Source organism: Pseudoclavibacter helvolus, assembly GCF_049707175.1.
In the GTDB taxonomy this organism is placed as follows: Bacteria; Actinomycetota; Actinomycetes; order Actinomycetales; family Microbacteriaceae; genus Pseudoclavibacter; species Pseudoclavibacter helvolus_A.
In genome coordinates this window covers 70,125-83,768 of record NZ_JBNAFM010000015.1, presented here as the reverse complement: position 1 = coordinate 83,768, position 13,644 = coordinate 70,125, and the positions used below count along the sequence as shown (strand labels likewise).

Sequence of the window (13,644 nt, the reverse complement as noted above, 5' to 3'; positions counted from 1 at the left end):
CCTCGTTCAGCGGTGGCGTGCGAGCAGGGCGTCGAGCTGCTGCTGGGCGGCTGAGCGGACACCAACGAGCACAAACGCGACCATGAGCGTGGCGAGACCGACGAGGAACATGACCGTGCCCCACATGGTGGGGGTCCTCGCGAGATCGAAGGTCACACCGGTGGTGCCCATCGCGGTGAGCCCGCCGAACACGATGAGCAGCGGCGACGCGATGAAGAAGGTCACGGCGAGCCAATGCAAGCGCACGCGAGGGTGCCCGGGAGCGTCTGTTTGGTGGAGCTGATTCGTCATGCGACGACCATAGTTGCGAGCCTGGCTCGGCGCCGTCGAGTCGGGACAGTCGACGGCTAGTCCCGTTTGGCCTGATATGCGGCGCCGATGACGATGCCGAGCAGCATCCCGAGGCCGGCGCCCATGGCGAGGTTGTCGAAGACGAGCATCCCGATCGCGGCCCCGAGGGGCAGGCCCAGGGCGATCCCGATGCCGACCGCGTTCGCCGACTTCTTCGATGGTTCCTCTGAGCGCTCGGGTTCGGTCATGCTCGCCACGGTACGCGGGCAGCCTGACCGGTGACGTGGTGCCGTCTGATTGCCCGTCACAGCGCGCGCCAGCGCTTTCCCACCGTCCCTCAAGCTCCGCGCCGCCCGTGATGCGAACATATGAATCTCCGGGCAACCCTGCCCCTCAGACGCAGGAGATGACCGCATGGCTTCAGCAAAGAACAGGACCCGCGAGCAGCACATCGCGGTCTTCGGCGGGAGCGGCAGCGGCAAGACGGTGCTCGTCTCGTCGTTCTATGGCCCCACACAGGAGCCGCAGTTCGCGAAGGACAATCTCTACGAGGTCGTCGCCGACGATACTGGGCAGAGCGACAAGCTGTACCAGAGCTACCTCGGCATGAAAAACGCCGCGAAAGTGCCCGCATCCACCCGCTTCACACACACGGCCTACTCGTTTCTCGTGCGCCCTAAGGCGTGGTCGGAGCAGAGCGCCAAGCAGTCGAAGCCGTTCGATGCGTTGCGCCTCGTCTGGCACGACTACCCCGGCGAGTGGTTCGAGGAATCCGCCGAGGGCGGAGAGGAAACGCGCCGACGCGTCGAGACATTCAGGGCGCTCCTCCGGTCCGATGTTGCCTTGCTGCTGGTCGACGGCCAACTGCTCCTCGAAAACGAAGGAGCCGAGGAGCTGTACCTGAAGTCGCTGCTCACGAACATTCGCTCCGAGCTGCTTCGCCTCAAGCCTGAGCTTCTCAAAGATGGCAAGCCGCTCACGCAGTTCCCGCGCATCTGGGTGCTTGCCCTGTCGAAGTCGGACCTGCTCCCGGGCACGGATGTGCACAAGTTCAAGGCCCTGCTCGTCGAGAAGGTGAGCGACGAGCTCGACCAGCTTCGCCAGGAACTGCGCGGGTTCGTCGAGGCCCCGGAGGCGATGTCGTTCGCCGAGGACTTCATGCTGCTCTCGTCAGCCAAGTTCGAGCCGGGCAAGATCGAGGTCACGCAGCGTGTGGGGGTGGATGCGGTGCTGCCGCTGGCCGCGATCCTGCCGTTCGAACGTCACGTGAGCTGGGCGAAGCGACTGCACGACGGCGGCAAGGTCGCCGAGAAGATCTTCGGCAAGGCCGGGGATGTGGCCGGCGTCGCAGCCATGGGGGCGCTGTTTGTCGTCAAGAAGGTCAAGCTGCCGGGCCCCCTCGGACTCATCGCCGGGCTCGCCGCATCCTTCATCTCAAAGGATTCCATCGAGCGTGGTGCGGCGCTCGCCGGCGAGAAACTCAAGTCCGTCAACGCGGAAGCGCTCGCCAAGCGCGACTATCTGACGGCCATGCTCACCAGATTCAAGCTCGATCTCGAGGATGCGGAACGCAAGGGGATCCTGCTGCGGAGCAAGCGATGAAGCTCATTTGGGCGACCCGCGGCCGAACGTGGGGCCACCGGTTCCTGCTCGACGGCGGCTACGCCGACCCGCTGCCCGAATACGACAGGGCGTTCGCGGGCCTCGGCGATGACCCCGAACTCTGGCGGATTGGGGCCGACCGAGGTGCGCTCCGCTTCGCTGATCCGGAGGGCAGAACCGACCGAGCGGGACGGCCCATCTGCCACGAGTTCGTGCTCTTCGCGCCTGAGTTTCGCGAGATCCCGTCGGCCGCTGCCGGGCTCTCGCTGGTCTGGCGCCAGCCGCAGGTCGCAGCCCGCTTCGCCGAGATCTGGGACCTGCCCAAGCCACCGTCGCTGCGCTGACCCGCGACCGTCCGCAGTCCGAACCGAGGAGGAACCCCCGATGCCAGGTCACGCTCTTGACCCCGAAGCAACCGGAACCGTCGGACCTGGCGCCGAGTGGATGCGCGACGCATCCGGCCTCAGGACGCAGGCGGACCCGCTCAGGTGCGAGTTCGCGGGTTGGCTCGGCGACGAGCTGGTCGGCGTGCATCCCGACTTCGTCGTCACCGGTGCGCTGGCCGATGCCTTGCGCGCGTCCGACCTCACGGGGTTCGAGCTGCGCGAGGCTGTCATCACGAAGTCGCCGGAGTTCGCGTCAACTGCCGGCAAGCTGCCGGAGCGCTGGGAGCGCCTCGTGCCGACCGGCAACGCCGACGCCGACGCCGACGCCGACGCCGACGATGCTGACGCTGACGACGCCGCACGTGGCCAGGACTTCGCGCAGCGGGACGGGGTCCTCCTGGTCAGCGAACGAGCTCTTGGGGTCCTCAACGACCATCGCGTCGTTGAAGCCCAGCTCGCCGACGCCGCGGACACGCCCGAACGGGCACGGTTCGATCGCCAGCGAGCCGAGGCCCGAGCCGCCGCCCGTGAGGGCGAACGCGCCGCCCGGGACGCGGAAGCCGGGAGTGACGCGCAGGAAGTCGCGCGCCTCACGAAACTCGTCAACGCGCTCGACGAAGCGGCGGCGACCCCGCCGACCATGCGCGTCAACAGCGACGCGAAGCGGCAGTTCGCCGGCGACCTGACGCTCGCCGCGACCGCCCTCGGGAAGGAGATCGAGCATCCGGCAGCCCTCGCCGTATTGCGCCTCATGGACGGGCCGATCGAGATCAACCGCTCCGGCGCCTACCAGTGCGCCTACCGCAACGCGGATCGGTCGCTCATCGTGGGGATGAAAGGTGGCGTCGTGCGGTGCGTGGAGTTCGTCTTCCACCCGCACCGCAACGCCCCGGATGCCCGCTACCCGCGAATGGCCCACCTCATCGACGGCGTTGCAGAGTTCACCCGCGAGGCCGTGCTCGAGCGGCTCGGTGAGCCGAAGGAAACCCAGCCCCCGAACCGCAACGCAGAGAGCCGCGACGAGTACCGCATAGGTCGGCAGCGAGCGCTGGTGTACTGGGAGGGCGAGGACTACGCCCCACGGATGGTCATGGTCGGCCGCAAGGGCTAGGTGTCTCGCGAAGACGCTTCCCCAGCTTCCTCGGCCCTCCGCAACGCCGCACGCACCTGCTCGACAAAACGCCGTGGCGTCGGCCACAGCTGGGCGGAGGTGGCCCGAATCGCGAACCAGTCGATTTCTTGCAGACGGTTGATGCGTCCGATGTCCTTCCGCCACTGCCGCTTATCAGTGCGGTGATGATCGCCTTCGTACTCGAGAGCGATCTTCTGCGCGCGGTACGCGAGGTCGACCCGCCCGACGAACTCCGACCCGTTCCAGACTTCGACGCCGACCTCCGGTTCCGGGAGCCCGCCCGCGACGATCACCAGCCGCGTCCAGGTCTCCAGGGGTGATTCGACGCCAGTGCGGATTCGCGTGACGGCCGCACGCAAGGACGCACCCCCGGCACCGTTGCCCCAGGTTCGCGCGATCTCCTCGAGCTCATCCAGCGTCGCGAGTGGCGGCGCCGTCCGCGCTCCCTCCGGTGGCTGCTCGGGCCGCACGATGCCCTCGTAGTTCGTGGACGTGGCGACCAGCGCATCCCCCAACACGACCAACTCGTTGACGTCAAGGTGCCGGGCACAGGTCGCCCAGGTCAGCGCGGGAGACGCAACAGGTACACCGTGCAGCTCGCGAGCATCCCACAGCTGCGCCCTGACGCTTCGTGACGTGACCCCCAGACCGGCCGGCCTGTTCCTCCCCGCCGGTATAAGCAGGTACACGGTCGCGTCACCGTCGAGCCGGCGCGGCACCGGCAGACCCCAGATTCTTGCCGCGGTCAGCCCACCCAGAACGCAGCGATCCCTGATCCTCGGCACGAACGCGCGCGCGATCTCCAGAGGAGACTGCGCTGCCCCTCGCATCCGCACGCCGCGGTGCGGTTTGGAGAACTCGCTGCCGTTCAGTTGCTGTCGTGTCAGGCCCGCGCGCAGCCCATCCCGAAACGCGAAGGGCTCGTTCCCCACGCCGGAGAGCATCTCCTCGGGCTCAGCCATGCGCCAAGGGTAGAGCGATGCGACGCCGCAGCTCAGAGATATCCACAGGCCAAGCTGGGTCGAGCGGATGCACGTGATGGGTTTCGCCGAGTCGTCATGGGAATCGCCCCATCACGAGTCAGAGAAACCCATCGAAGTGAAGGACCGCCGAGCCCTGCGCCAAACTTCGATGGGTTTCGCCAACCGGGGGTGGGTATCGCGCCATCACGAGTCAGAGGAACCCATCGAAGTACGCGCTGCGGCCAGGCCCAAGTCCACCGGCCGCGCTTCGAGCCGGAGCCGGAACCGGAGCCGGAGCCGACCAAGCGCCTAGCTCCCGCCCTCCACGAGGTACAGCTTCCGCAGGGGCGCGCCGGTGACGGTCCACTTGGTGCGCATCCCTTCGCCGAGGCGCACGATGGAGCCGGGTTCGAGGTCGATGGCGGGCAGCTGAGGCTCGAGGAACTCGACAGTCGCGGTGCCACTGATGACGAGGAACACCTCGTCGGCTTCCACATCGAGCATCGCCCCGGCGGACATCTCCCACAGCCCGAACTCTGCACCGGCGAAGCCACCGAGCTCAAGTGCGGCGGTGGTCGGTTCGCCGCTCACCTTCTGCCAGCCCTCGACAGGTTCGTGCGACAGGGATGCACCCCTCGCGTGCACGACGGAACCCGGTTGCATCCCGCTCACGAGTCGAACCCCAACCCGACCGCATCCATGGTCTTCAGCCACAGCCCGCGTTTGCCTTCGTTGCGGTCAGCGCGGGCCATCTCGGCGAGCGACACCTTCGCACCGAACGACGCGAACGGCTCGGGCGGGAACGGCAGCGGCTTCTTCTTCACGAAGTCCATGCGGGTGCGTTCGGTCTCTTCCCCGCCGAGCAGGTCGAGGAGCACGTTCGCGGCGTAACGGGTCGCCCCCACGCCGAGCCCAGTGAAGCCGGCGGCGTGCGCGACGCGCCCGTCGTACTCGGTGTCGAAGAACGAGAAGAAGCGCGTGCACGTGTCGATGACGCCGCCCCACTTGTGCGAGAAGCCGAGCCCCTCGAGCTGCGGGTAGGTGGCGATGAAGTGCGCCGCGAGCTTCTCGAACGTCTCGGCCCGCTGGTCGTATTCCTTCCTGATGCGCCCGCCGTAGTTGTACACCGCGTCGTAGCCGCCGTAGAGGATGCGCGTGCGGCCGTCGGCGTCCTTGACCTGTCGCGAGTAGTGGAAGCGGTTGTTCAGGTCGGTGATGCCTTGCCGGCGCTTCCAGCCGATCGACTCGAGCTGCTCGTCGGTGAGGGGATTCGTCATGAGCACGTAGTCGTACACGGGCACCGTGTAGAAGCGGTCGCGCTTGATGAGCGCGGGGAACGCGTTGGTACCGAGCGCCACCCGCTGCGCGTAGACACTGCCCTCGTCGGTTGTGACGGTGATGCCGCCCCCGTCGCCTTCGAGCGAGCGGACCGGGCTGTGCTCAAAGATCGCGACCCCCATGTCGAGGACGACGCGTCGCAGCTCCCACACGAGCTTCGCGGGGTTCACGAGCGAGGTGCCCTCGCGTTCGTAGTTCGCGGCGAGGAACAGCGGGGAGGCAACTTCCTCCCGCAGTGTCTTCCGATCAAGGAACTCGAGACCGGAGTCATCAGCCGCCGCCTGCTCAAGCTCGGCTACCTGGTGCGGCTCGGTCGCGACGTTGAGCACTCCGGTTTCCTCGTAGTCGCAGTCCATGGAGTAGCGCTTTACCGTCTCGCCGATCTGGCGCAGGTTCTCGAGGCCGAGCGCCTCGAGCTTCGGATACTCGTGCGGAAGCCGATCCTTGCCATTCGATTCGCCGTGGGTGAGGCTGGCCTCGCAGAACCCGCCGTTGCGACCGGATGCGGCCCAGCCAACTCGCTTGCCCTCGAGGAGCACGACCTTCCGCTTCGGGTCGCGCTCCTTCGCGAGCAGCGCAGTCCACAGCCCCGTGTATCCGCCGCCGACGATCACGAGGTCGGCGGTGTGGTTGCCTCGGAGCGGCGGGAGCGCCGCGGGGCGGCCGGGGTCGTCGAGCCAGTAGGTCGCCGCTTTCGCACCGGCGAGGGATGCGGCGACGCGTTCCTCGCTGATTTCGGCTTCTGCTCGATCGAACGTGGTCATGATGTCCTCCGGGTGGGGGTTTCGGCCATCTGCTGCTTCGTGTCTACCGTGCTTACCTACCGTTTGGGTGGACGCCCTGTCGGTTCGACCTGGCTCCCCTCGACGATGTGTCCGACCACCTCAGCACGATGTGCGGCGGATACGCCACCCCCGGCGCTACCCTCGTGGTCACGCGGCGCACGATCGGTGCCGCGACTTCAACCAGGGGAATCTCATGACCGACATCTCAGAACTGCTCTCGCTCATCCCGGTCGACGACATCGCGCGGCAGCTCGGCGTCGACACGCAGACCGCACAGCAGGGTATCCAGGCAGCGCTGCCGACCCTCATCGGCGGGCTCCAGGCGAACGCCGCCGACCCGGCAGGCGCCGCGTCACTCGAGCAGGCGCTCGAGAAGAAGGACACCTCGCTCGTCGACGGTCGAGTCTCGCTCGCCGACATCGACACGAACGACGGCGAGAAGATCGTCAAGAACGTGTTCGGTGAGAACACCAACCAGGTCGCAGCGGCCCTGGGGTCCGCGCCCGGTGGACAGACCTCCGGGCTCGTGCAGCAGCTGCTTCCCATCCTCGCGCCCATCGTGCTCGCGTGGCTGGCGAAGAAGTTCCTCGGCGGCCAGCAGGGCGCATCCACTCCCGCCTCCGGCAGCGCGGCGGGCGGCACCGGTGGCGGCCTCGAAGACCTCCTCGGGGGAATCCTCGGCGGCAGCGCCGGCAGTGCAGGCAAGGGCGGCGGACTCGGCGATATCCTCGGCCAGGTGCTCGGCGGCGCGGCGGGCGGATCCGGTAGCACCGCGGGAGGCGGACTCGGGGGTGGGCTCGGCGACATCCTCGGCGGGCTCCTCGGCGGCGGCAAGCGCTGACCCGTAGCGGATGCGCGTGGGAGGCCCCGGGGCCGCGTCTGCTCGCAGACACCCACGCGCAACTCCGCACGCCAGCGTCCTGATGCCCCCGCCACACTGAAACGAGTTCCATGCCCATTGCCGGTCTCGAAGATCTCTGGCCGACGATCGCGCTGGCCGCAGCTGGGCTCGTCACCTGCGCCACGATCGCCTTGCTGCTGACCAAGCTGCCGATCTGGCCCAACTCTCGCCTGCTCCTCACGCCGCTCGCCGCGCAGCACCGGCTCACCCGGCTCGACGAAGACGCCGACGGCTGGGAGACGGCCTTCGCCGGCGAACTGGCCTGGCTCGCGAGCCGCGGCGCGCTCCGCCTCCACGAGGTGGACGACAAGGGCGCGGCCACACGGATCGAGGCGGCCGGCTACCGGCCCCCGCGCTCGACCGGGTGGGAGATCGAGTGGCTGGGTGCAGACACCACGCTTCCCGCATGGTCGAACGCCGTCATCGAGGCGTACTTCCCCGGCGGCAGGCGCAGCCGCGGCAACCGCTCCCGCGTGGACCGCACTGGCGCGGACACTCCGCAGAAGCGCGCGTCCATGAAAGCAGCGATCGTCGCCGAACTCGACCGCGCGCGCGTCGACCGCACCGACCGCAGCACATGGCTGACCGGGTTCATCACCGGGGCCTACGGGCGTTCCTCGGCGATCATCCTGGTGATCCCGCTCGGGCTCACACTGCTCATACCGCCGTTGCCCCTCTGGGCGAAGGCCGCGTACCTGGCCGCGATCATCACGCTGTGCGTGCTCGCGTTCATCCGCCCGCCCCTGCAGCGACGCTGGACGAAGCTCTGGCAGCGGTACCGGACCGAAAGCCAGGAACTGCACGAGCTCCCACTCGACGAACGCGGCACCGGGGCGACGCGAGTCGTCTACCTCGACGCATTCGCCGAGAACCTCGGATTCGCCGACATCGTCGCACTGGGCGCCTCCGAAGACATGGCTCGCGGCTACGCCCAACAGGCGAACGCGATGGTGCAGGAGGGCCTCCTCGACAGCATCACGCCGGATTGGCTGGCCCCTCAGCGGCAACAGGTCACCGAGAAGCAGTTCGTCGAGCTCATCGACGGGTTCCTCTTCACCGTGCGCTGAGGGCGGAGCGCGCCGCCAGCACCGCCAGCACCGCCAGCACCGCCAGCACCGCCAGCACCGCCAGCGTCACCGATTGCGGAACCGCGCCCTCCCGCGCGGCCCCGCATCCGCTCACCTACCGGTGCGACGGGATTCGGAACACCTTCACCTTGTCGCCGGCGACGGTGACGAACGCCCGCGACGTTCCGTTGAAGCGGTTACTGCGCCAGTCGAAGAACAGCTCCGTCGTGTCGCCCTCGGTCGTCGCATCCTTCACCGTCATCTGCGCGTTCTGGCCGATGGCGTCGGTCTGCGACCAGCTCCGCACACCCTCGAGGCCATCGAGCACGCGGCCCCAGTCATCGACAGAACCGTCCTCCGTGAACGCCGCGACAAACGCATCCTCATCGCCAGCGTTGATCGCATCGACAACAGCCTGCACCGGTGCAGGCACTGTGAAATCAGTCATGGAACCCCCATCTCTCTGCGGGCGAACACCGCCCGAACGGCGACAATGTAGCAAGCCAGCCTCCGGATTCCCGGGCATGGCCGTAAGCTCGGAATCTCGGGATGCGCGGCGAACCGACCCGCGCATCCACACTGCGGCTTTGAGCAAAGCAAGCCCGGCTCGTCAAAAGCAAGCCCGTCAACCAGCAGAAGGTGAACTGAGCATGAGCGACTTCTCGCCCCTTGAAGTATTCGACCGTCGCGAGTCAGAAGTCCGCGGCTACATCCGCTCGTTCCCCGTGGTGTTCGACCGCGCCTCCGGTTCGACGCTCGTGACAGCCGACGGCGACGAGTACCTCGACTTCTTCGCTGGCGCAGGCGTGCTCAACTACGGACACAACAACCCGCTCTTCACCAAGGCGCTCGTCGAGTACATCGAGCACGGCGGCATCCTGCACGGCCTCGACATGGCGACCTCCGCGAAGCGAGCCTTCATCGAGGCGTTCGAACAGTACGTACTCGAGCCGCGCGGCTACGACTACAAGATCCAGTTCACCGGCCCCACCGGCGCCAACGCCGTCGAAGCCGCCCTCAAGGTCGCGCGCCAGGCGACCGGCCGCACCAACGTGGTCGCCTTCACGAACGGTTTCCACGGCCTCAGCCTCGGCGCCGTGGCCGTCACCGGCAACAAGAAGTATCGGGATGCGGCCGGGACGACGCTCGGCGACGTCACGCGCATGCCGTTCGACGGGTACCTGGGCGACAAGCTCGACACGCTCGACCTGTTCGAGAAGATGCTCGACGACACGGGCAGCGGACTCGACCTGCCCGCCGCAGTCATCGTTGAGGCCCTCCAGGGCGAGGGCGGCATCAACGTCGCCAGCCCCGAGTGGCTGCGACGCCTCCGCACGATCACCGAGGAGCGCGGCATCCTGCTCATCCTCGACGAAATCCAAGCCGGTGTGGGCCGCAGCGGATCCTTCTTCGCCTTCGAGGAGTCCGGCATCGTTCCCGACCTGGTGACCGTGTCGAAGTCGATCTCCGCATCCGGCCTCCCGATGTCGCTTGTGCTGCTCCGCCCCGCAGTGGACGTGTGGAAGCCGGGTGCGCACACCGGGACGTTCCGCGGCAACAACCTCGCCTTCGTCACGGCTCGCATCGCCCTCGAGAGCTACTGGGCGGACGACGCGTTCATGGCGCAGGTCGCCGAGCGCTCCGCCGAGCTGCGCGAGGGACTCGAGTCGATCGCCGCCGCCTACCCGCAGCTTGGACTCACGGTCCGCGGTCGCGGCCTCATGTACGGCATCGTCAGCCTCGGCGACCGTGACCTGCCCTCGCGGGTTTCCGCCGAAGCGTTCCAGCGTGGCCTCGTCATCGAGACCGCCGGCGCGTTCGAAGAGGTCCTGAAATTCCTCCCCGCACTCACCCTCACCAGTGAGGAGCTGCAGACCGGCCTCGGCATCGTGCGCGAGAGCTTCGACGCGGTCCTCGCCGGCGACGACTCCGAGGCAGCACACGCGGTCGAAGACCACGTCGCGTCGCACGCTTAGTCGATCCGGCGCCTCTGGCTGGAAGTGCCCGAACCGAGCACATCCACACGAAGAATGCAGGTTCAAGCGCAAACGAACATGCACGTTCCGTGTGTCTGTGCGCGTCCCGGACCGAGACGGGTGCGCCACACGGGAGACGTCAGGTCAGCTCTGCGCGCCTCCGGCCCGAAGTACCCCGAATCGAGAGCATCCACACGAAGAATGCAGGTTCACGCGCAAAGGAACATGCACGTCCCGTGTGTCTGTGCGCGCCCCGCCTCGAGACGGGTGCGCCACCCGGCAGACGTTAGGGCAGCTCTGCGCGCCTCCGACCCGAAGCACCTCCAACCGAGCACATCCACACGGAGAATGCAGGTTCACGCGCAAAGGAACATGCATGTCCCGTGTGTCTGTGCGCATCCCGCGTCGAGACGGGTGCGCCACCCGGCAGACGTGAGGGCAGCCCTGCGCGCCTCCGACCCGAAGCGCCCGCAACCGAGCACATCCACACGAAGAATGCAGGTTCACGCGCACAGGAACATGCACGTCCCGTGTGTCTGTGCACATCCCGCCTCGAGACGGGTGCGCCACCCGGCAGACGTGAGGGCAGCCCTGCGCGCCTCCGACCCGAAGCACCTCCAACCGAGCACATCCACACGAAGAATGCAGGTTCACACGCACAGGAACATGCACGCCCCGTGTGTCTGTGCGCGTCCCGCCTCGAGACGGGTGCGCCACACGGGAGACGTCAGGTCAGCTCTCCGCCGTACCGCCACCAGAGAACGTAGACCCATAGCGATGCGGAGCAGGCGCATGGCCGCCGAGCTGCCCGGACGGTGACGGCTCAACCCACTCTTGTGTGGACGGCGACGGCTTAACCCACTCTTGTGCGGACGGTGACGGCTCAGGTCGTTGCTGCCCGGACGGCGATGGCTCGACGCGATCCCGTGCTGTCACCGGCGGAGTCGTAGCCTGCGGACGCAGCCCAGGAGTTCGCGCTGCCGCAGGCAGTCTCGGCGCGTGCGCGCCCGAGGCCTGCTGCACCGATGCCGACAGCCACGCTGCCCGCTCGGGCGGGCGCGGCGCGGGCGCCCAGGGCGACGCCCCGCCGGACTCACCAGCACCGCCGGCCCAACCGGCCCAACCGGCCCTACCGGCCCCGCCGGACCCGCTCGGGGGCGCATCCGGTACCGCCTCCTGCACAGACAACCCGAGCAGCGAGATGCCGCCGCTGGTCTCAGTGTCTTCGTGCAGGCCGGCGACGCCCGCCGCCGCGGCTCGGCGCCGCTCCTCGCGGCGAAGCTCGGCCGCGGCCTTCAGCCGCTTCGCGCGGCGCCGTTGCACGAGGATCGCCACGAGCAGGCCGAGGCCCAAGACGAGCACGACCAGCAGCGCGAACGCGACGATGGTGAAGATCTGGTTGACACCGGCCATGGGGGATCCTTCAGCTCAGCGCATCGGGCGGATCTTGAGCTCGTCGACCGCACCACCGACGGGGGTATCGACGGCGAGGCGCACGGCCTGAGCAACAGCCTGCGGGGTCAGGTAGCGCTCCTGCTCGTAGTCACCCCGCTCGAGCTGGCGTAGCTCGCGCTGCATGTCGGTGTCGACGCGACCCGGGTGGATGCTCGACACGCGCACGCCGTGCTCGCGCTCCTCCTCGCGCAACGCATCCGTCAACGCGCGCAAGGCGAACTTCGTGCCGCTGTACACGCTGGTGCCTGCGCCGCTCGCGTACCCCGACCCCGAGTTGATCATGACGATCGTGCCTTCGCTGGTGCGGATTAGTGGCAGCAGCAGGCGCGTGAGGTCGGCAACTGCGAACACATTCAATTCGAAGGCTCGGCGGAAACGCTCACGTGAGCTCTCCGCGATCGCGTCGTGGCCGCCGAGCACCGCAGCTGAATGCACGAGCACGTCGAGGCGGCGGATGCTGCGGGTCGCTTCGGCCAGCTGGCGCTCGTCGGTGAGGTCGGCCACGAAGGGGGTAGCGCCCGGGATGCGCGCAGCCGCCTCAGCGACGGCTCGCGGCTCGCGGCCACCCACGAGGACGTGGTGGGTGCGGCCGAGCTCCTGCGCGATGGCTTCGCCGATACCCCGGGTCGCGCCGGTCACGAGCGCGACGGGGCGGCGACGCTCACCCTCGGCCGAGGCGGACGAGGTGTCGTGCGCGGCATCAGTCATGGTTGTTCCCCCGGGGAGCTCAGCGGTCTGGCCGCGGTCAGCGGCGGCCCCCACATTCTGCCACCGCGCGCCCCGCGCACCCTCCGAGCGAGCCCGGCACGGACTGGCCGCCAGCGGAGGCCCGCTTCGCTCGACGTTCGACCCCTGTGGCAGTCTTGTGCGGCAGACCCGCTCGAGAAAGTTCCAAGTGCTTCCCACCTCTTCCGCCCACGCCGCCGCTCGACGCCCCGGCCGCCGACTGCTCGCGACGCTCGCGATCCTCGGCGCCGCCAGCCTGCTCGCAGGGTGCACGCCCCTCACGACACCGACGGGCTCGTCGGACTCGGGGTCAACGTCGTCGACCGGTTCGGCGACGACCGACGCGAACCAGCTGGTGGCTCTCTCGGGCGAGGTCGAGGCGGCGACGACCGACGGCGCCGACGGCACCTCGACGTCGTTCGCCTCGGACGCCCTCGACGTGCTCGGCAAGCTCGACATCGCGCCCCGCGACGAGTGGGAGGAGTTCGACCGTGAGGGCTCGTTCGGCGAAGGCTGGCAGGATCCCGACGGCAACGGGTGCGATGCGCGCAACGACGCGCTGGCCGCATCCATGACCGACGTTGACCTGAACCGCGACGGTTGCCGCGTCGACGCCGGCGTGTTCGTTGATCCGTACTCGGGCGACGAGGTCGACTTCGAGCGCGGCCCAGACACGAGCCCGCTCGTGCAGATCGACCACGTCGTCGCGCTTGCGAACGCGTGGCGCACCGGCGCGAAGGACCTGTCGTTCGAAGAGCGAGTGGAGTTGTCGAACGACCCCATGAATTTGCAGGCCACCGCGGGCTGGGTGAACGACGACAAGAAGAGCCAGGATGCGGCGAACTGGCTGCCCCCGCTCGAGTCGTACCACTGCACGTACGTCGCGAGGCAGATCGTGGTGAAGGCCACCTACAACCTGTGGGTCACTCAGGCCGAGCACGATGCGATGCGGGACGTACTCGAAGACTGCGCGTAAGCACAGCCTGCAGCATCCGAGCATCCGAGCATCCGAGCATCCGCGTG

At 68.1% G+C, this 13,644-nt stretch carries 15 protein-coding genes; 7 read left to right on the top strand and 8 right to left on the bottom strand.

Translation table 11 applies throughout. The annotated features are described in order from the left end of the window. Nucleotides 1-6: 6 nt before the first annotated feature. Both ACPYN9_RS13005 and ACPYN9_RS13000 read right to left on the bottom strand, forming a co-directional pair. Nucleotides 7-291: a hypothetical protein gene (locus ACPYN9_RS13005; protein WP_424466961.1), complete on the bottom strand. Its 285-nt coding sequence runs from the start codon at nucleotides 289-291 to the stop codon at nucleotides 7-9. A 56-nt stretch (nucleotides 292-347) separates the two neighbouring features. Next, nucleotides 348-539, bottom strand: coding sequence for a hypothetical protein (locus ACPYN9_RS13000; RefSeq protein ID WP_424466960.1), 192 nt, complete (start codon nucleotides 537-539; stop codon nucleotides 348-350). Between the two features lie 166 nt (nucleotides 540-705). Between ACPYN9_RS13000 and ACPYN9_RS12995 the strand changes: the two genes are divergently transcribed. The 3 genes from ACPYN9_RS12995 to ACPYN9_RS12985 are packed head-to-tail and all read left to right on the top strand — an operon-like array spanning nucleotide 706 to nucleotide 3,390. Continuing rightward, nucleotides 706-1,893 (top strand): ATP/GTP-binding protein, encoded by a 1,188-nt coding sequence (locus ACPYN9_RS12995; protein ID WP_424466959.1) that lies wholly within the window; start codon nucleotides 706-708, stop codon nucleotides 1,891-1,893. Further along, the gene (locus ACPYN9_RS12990) at nucleotides 1,890-2,237 is read left to right on the top strand and encodes a hypothetical protein (RefSeq protein WP_424466958.1); all 348 of its coding nucleotides are present in this window, start codon (nucleotides 1,890-1,892) and stop codon (nucleotides 2,235-2,237) included. The genes ACPYN9_RS12995 and ACPYN9_RS12990 overlap by 4 nt, the downstream gene beginning before the upstream one ends. Nucleotides 2,238-2,277: 40 nt before the next feature. Continuing rightward, nucleotides 2,278-3,390: a hypothetical protein gene (locus ACPYN9_RS12985; protein WP_424466957.1), complete on the top strand. Its 1,113-nt coding sequence runs from the start codon at nucleotides 2,278-2,280 to the stop codon at nucleotides 3,388-3,390. Here the strand turns inward: ACPYN9_RS12985 and ACPYN9_RS12980 are convergent. From ACPYN9_RS12980 to ACPYN9_RS12970, 3 genes are all read right to left on the bottom strand, one after another. Beyond that, nucleotides 3,387-4,373 carry a hypothetical protein gene (locus tag ACPYN9_RS12980; protein ID WP_424466956.1) on the bottom strand — a complete coding sequence of 329 codons (987 nt, stop codon included), beginning with the start codon at nucleotides 4,371-4,373 and terminating at the stop codon, nucleotides 3,387-3,389. The genes ACPYN9_RS12985 and ACPYN9_RS12980 overlap by 4 nt on opposite strands. Before the next feature lie 309 nt (nucleotides 4,374-4,682). Next, nucleotides 4,683-5,036, bottom strand: a complete 354-nt coding sequence (locus ACPYN9_RS12975) for a cupin domain-containing protein (RefSeq protein WP_424466981.1) — start codon at nucleotides 5,034-5,036, stop codon at nucleotides 4,683-4,685. 5 nt (nucleotides 5,037-5,041) lie between these two features. Then, nucleotides 5,042-6,475 (bottom strand): NAD(P)/FAD-dependent oxidoreductase, encoded by a 1,434-nt coding sequence (locus ACPYN9_RS12970; protein ID WP_424466955.1) that lies wholly within the window; start codon nucleotides 6,473-6,475, stop codon nucleotides 5,042-5,044. A 214-nt stretch (nucleotides 6,476-6,689) separates the two neighbouring features. Here ACPYN9_RS12970 and ACPYN9_RS12965 point away from each other — a divergent pair, with 214 nt between their 5' ends. Next, on the top strand, nucleotides 6,690-7,337 hold the full coding sequence (locus tag ACPYN9_RS12965) for a DUF937 domain-containing protein (RefSeq protein ID WP_424466954.1): 648 nt from the start codon (nucleotides 6,690-6,692) through the stop codon (nucleotides 7,335-7,337). 110 nt (nucleotides 7,338-7,447) lie between these two features. Next, entirely contained in the window at nucleotides 7,448-8,464 is a 1,017-nt protein-coding gene (locus ACPYN9_RS12960) for a hypothetical protein (protein ID WP_424466953.1), read from the top strand. A gap of 115 nt (nucleotides 8,465-8,579) precedes the next feature. Here ACPYN9_RS12960 and ACPYN9_RS12955 read toward each other — a convergent pair whose 3' ends face one another. Beyond that, nucleotides 8,580-8,912 carry a nuclear transport factor 2 family protein gene (locus tag ACPYN9_RS12955; RefSeq protein ID WP_424466952.1) on the bottom strand — a complete coding sequence of 111 codons (333 nt, stop codon included), beginning with the start codon at nucleotides 8,910-8,912 and terminating at the stop codon, nucleotides 8,580-8,582. Nucleotides 8,913-9,114: 202 nt separating this feature from the next. Between ACPYN9_RS12955 and ectB the strand changes: the two genes are divergently transcribed. After that, complete coding sequence (gene ectB / locus ACPYN9_RS12950) at nucleotides 9,115-10,440, top strand: diaminobutyrate--2-oxoglutarate transaminase (RefSeq protein ID WP_424466951.1); 1,326 nt, start codon at nucleotides 9,115-9,117, stop codon at nucleotides 10,438-10,440. 732 nt (nucleotides 10,441-11,172) lie between these two features. Here the strand turns inward: ectB and ACPYN9_RS12945 are convergent. After that, nucleotides 11,173-11,853, bottom strand: coding sequence for a hypothetical protein (locus tag ACPYN9_RS12945; protein WP_424466950.1), 681 nt, complete (start codon nucleotides 11,851-11,853; stop codon nucleotides 11,173-11,175). Between the two features lie 15 nt (nucleotides 11,854-11,868). Continuing rightward, nucleotides 11,869-12,603: an SDR family oxidoreductase gene (locus ACPYN9_RS12940; RefSeq protein ID WP_424466949.1), complete on the bottom strand. Its 735-nt coding sequence runs from the start codon at nucleotides 12,601-12,603 to the stop codon at nucleotides 11,869-11,871. Between the two features lie 187 nt (nucleotides 12,604-12,790). Here ACPYN9_RS12940 and ACPYN9_RS12935 point away from each other — a divergent pair, with 187 nt between their 5' ends. Then, nucleotides 12,791-13,597: an HNH endonuclease family protein gene (locus ACPYN9_RS12935; protein ID WP_424466948.1), complete on the top strand. Its 807-nt coding sequence runs from the start codon at nucleotides 12,791-12,793 to the stop codon at nucleotides 13,595-13,597. Nucleotides 13,598-13,644 lie beyond the last annotated feature (47 nt).

Coding starts and splice junctions, on each gene's coding strand:
- ACPYN9_RS12955 (WP_424466952.1), bottom strand. CDS start 8,912: ATGACTGATTTCACAGTGCCTGCACCGGTGCAGGCTGTTGTCGATGCG.
- ACPYN9_RS12985 (WP_424466957.1), top strand. CDS start 2,278: ATGCCAGGTCACGCTCTTGACCCCGAAGCAACCGGAACCGTCGGACCT.
- ACPYN9_RS12990 (WP_424466958.1), top strand. CDS start 1,890: ATGAAGCTCATTTGGGCGACCCGCGGCCGAACGTGGGGCCACCGGTTC.
- ACPYN9_RS12995 (WP_424466959.1), top strand. CDS start 706: ATGGCTTCAGCAAAGAACAGGACCCGCGAGCAGCACATCGCGGTCTTC.
- ACPYN9_RS12980 (WP_424466956.1), bottom strand. CDS start 4,373: ATGGCTGAGCCCGAGGAGATGCTCTCCGGCGTGGGGAACGAGCCCTTC.
- ACPYN9_RS12960 (WP_424466953.1), top strand. CDS start 7,448: ATGCCCATTGCCGGTCTCGAAGATCTCTGGCCGACGATCGCGCTGGCC.
- ACPYN9_RS12940 (WP_424466949.1), bottom strand. CDS start 12,603: ATGACTGATGCCGCGCACGACACCTCGTCCGCCTCGGCCGAGGGTGAG.
- ACPYN9_RS12970 (WP_424466955.1), bottom strand. CDS start 6,475: ATGACCACGTTCGATCGAGCAGAAGCCGAAATCAGCGAGGAACGCGTC.
- ACPYN9_RS13000 (WP_424466960.1), bottom strand. CDS start 539: ATGACCGAACCCGAGCGCTCAGAGGAACCATCGAAGAAGTCGGCGAAC.
- ACPYN9_RS13005 (WP_424466961.1), bottom strand. CDS start 291: ATGACGAATCAGCTCCACCAAACAGACGCTCCCGGGCACCCTCGCGTG.
- ACPYN9_RS12975 (WP_424466981.1), bottom strand. CDS start 5,036: ATGCAACCGGGTTCCGTCGTGCACGCGAGGGGTGCATCCCTGTCGCAC.
- ACPYN9_RS12965 (WP_424466954.1), top strand. CDS start 6,690: ATGACCGACATCTCAGAACTGCTCTCGCTCATCCCGGTCGACGACATC.
- ectB (WP_424466951.1), top strand. CDS start 9,115: ATGAGCGACTTCTCGCCCCTTGAAGTATTCGACCGTCGCGAGTCAGAA.
- ACPYN9_RS12945 (WP_424466950.1), bottom strand. CDS start 11,853: ATGGCCGGTGTCAACCAGATCTTCACCATCGTCGCGTTCGCGCTGCTG.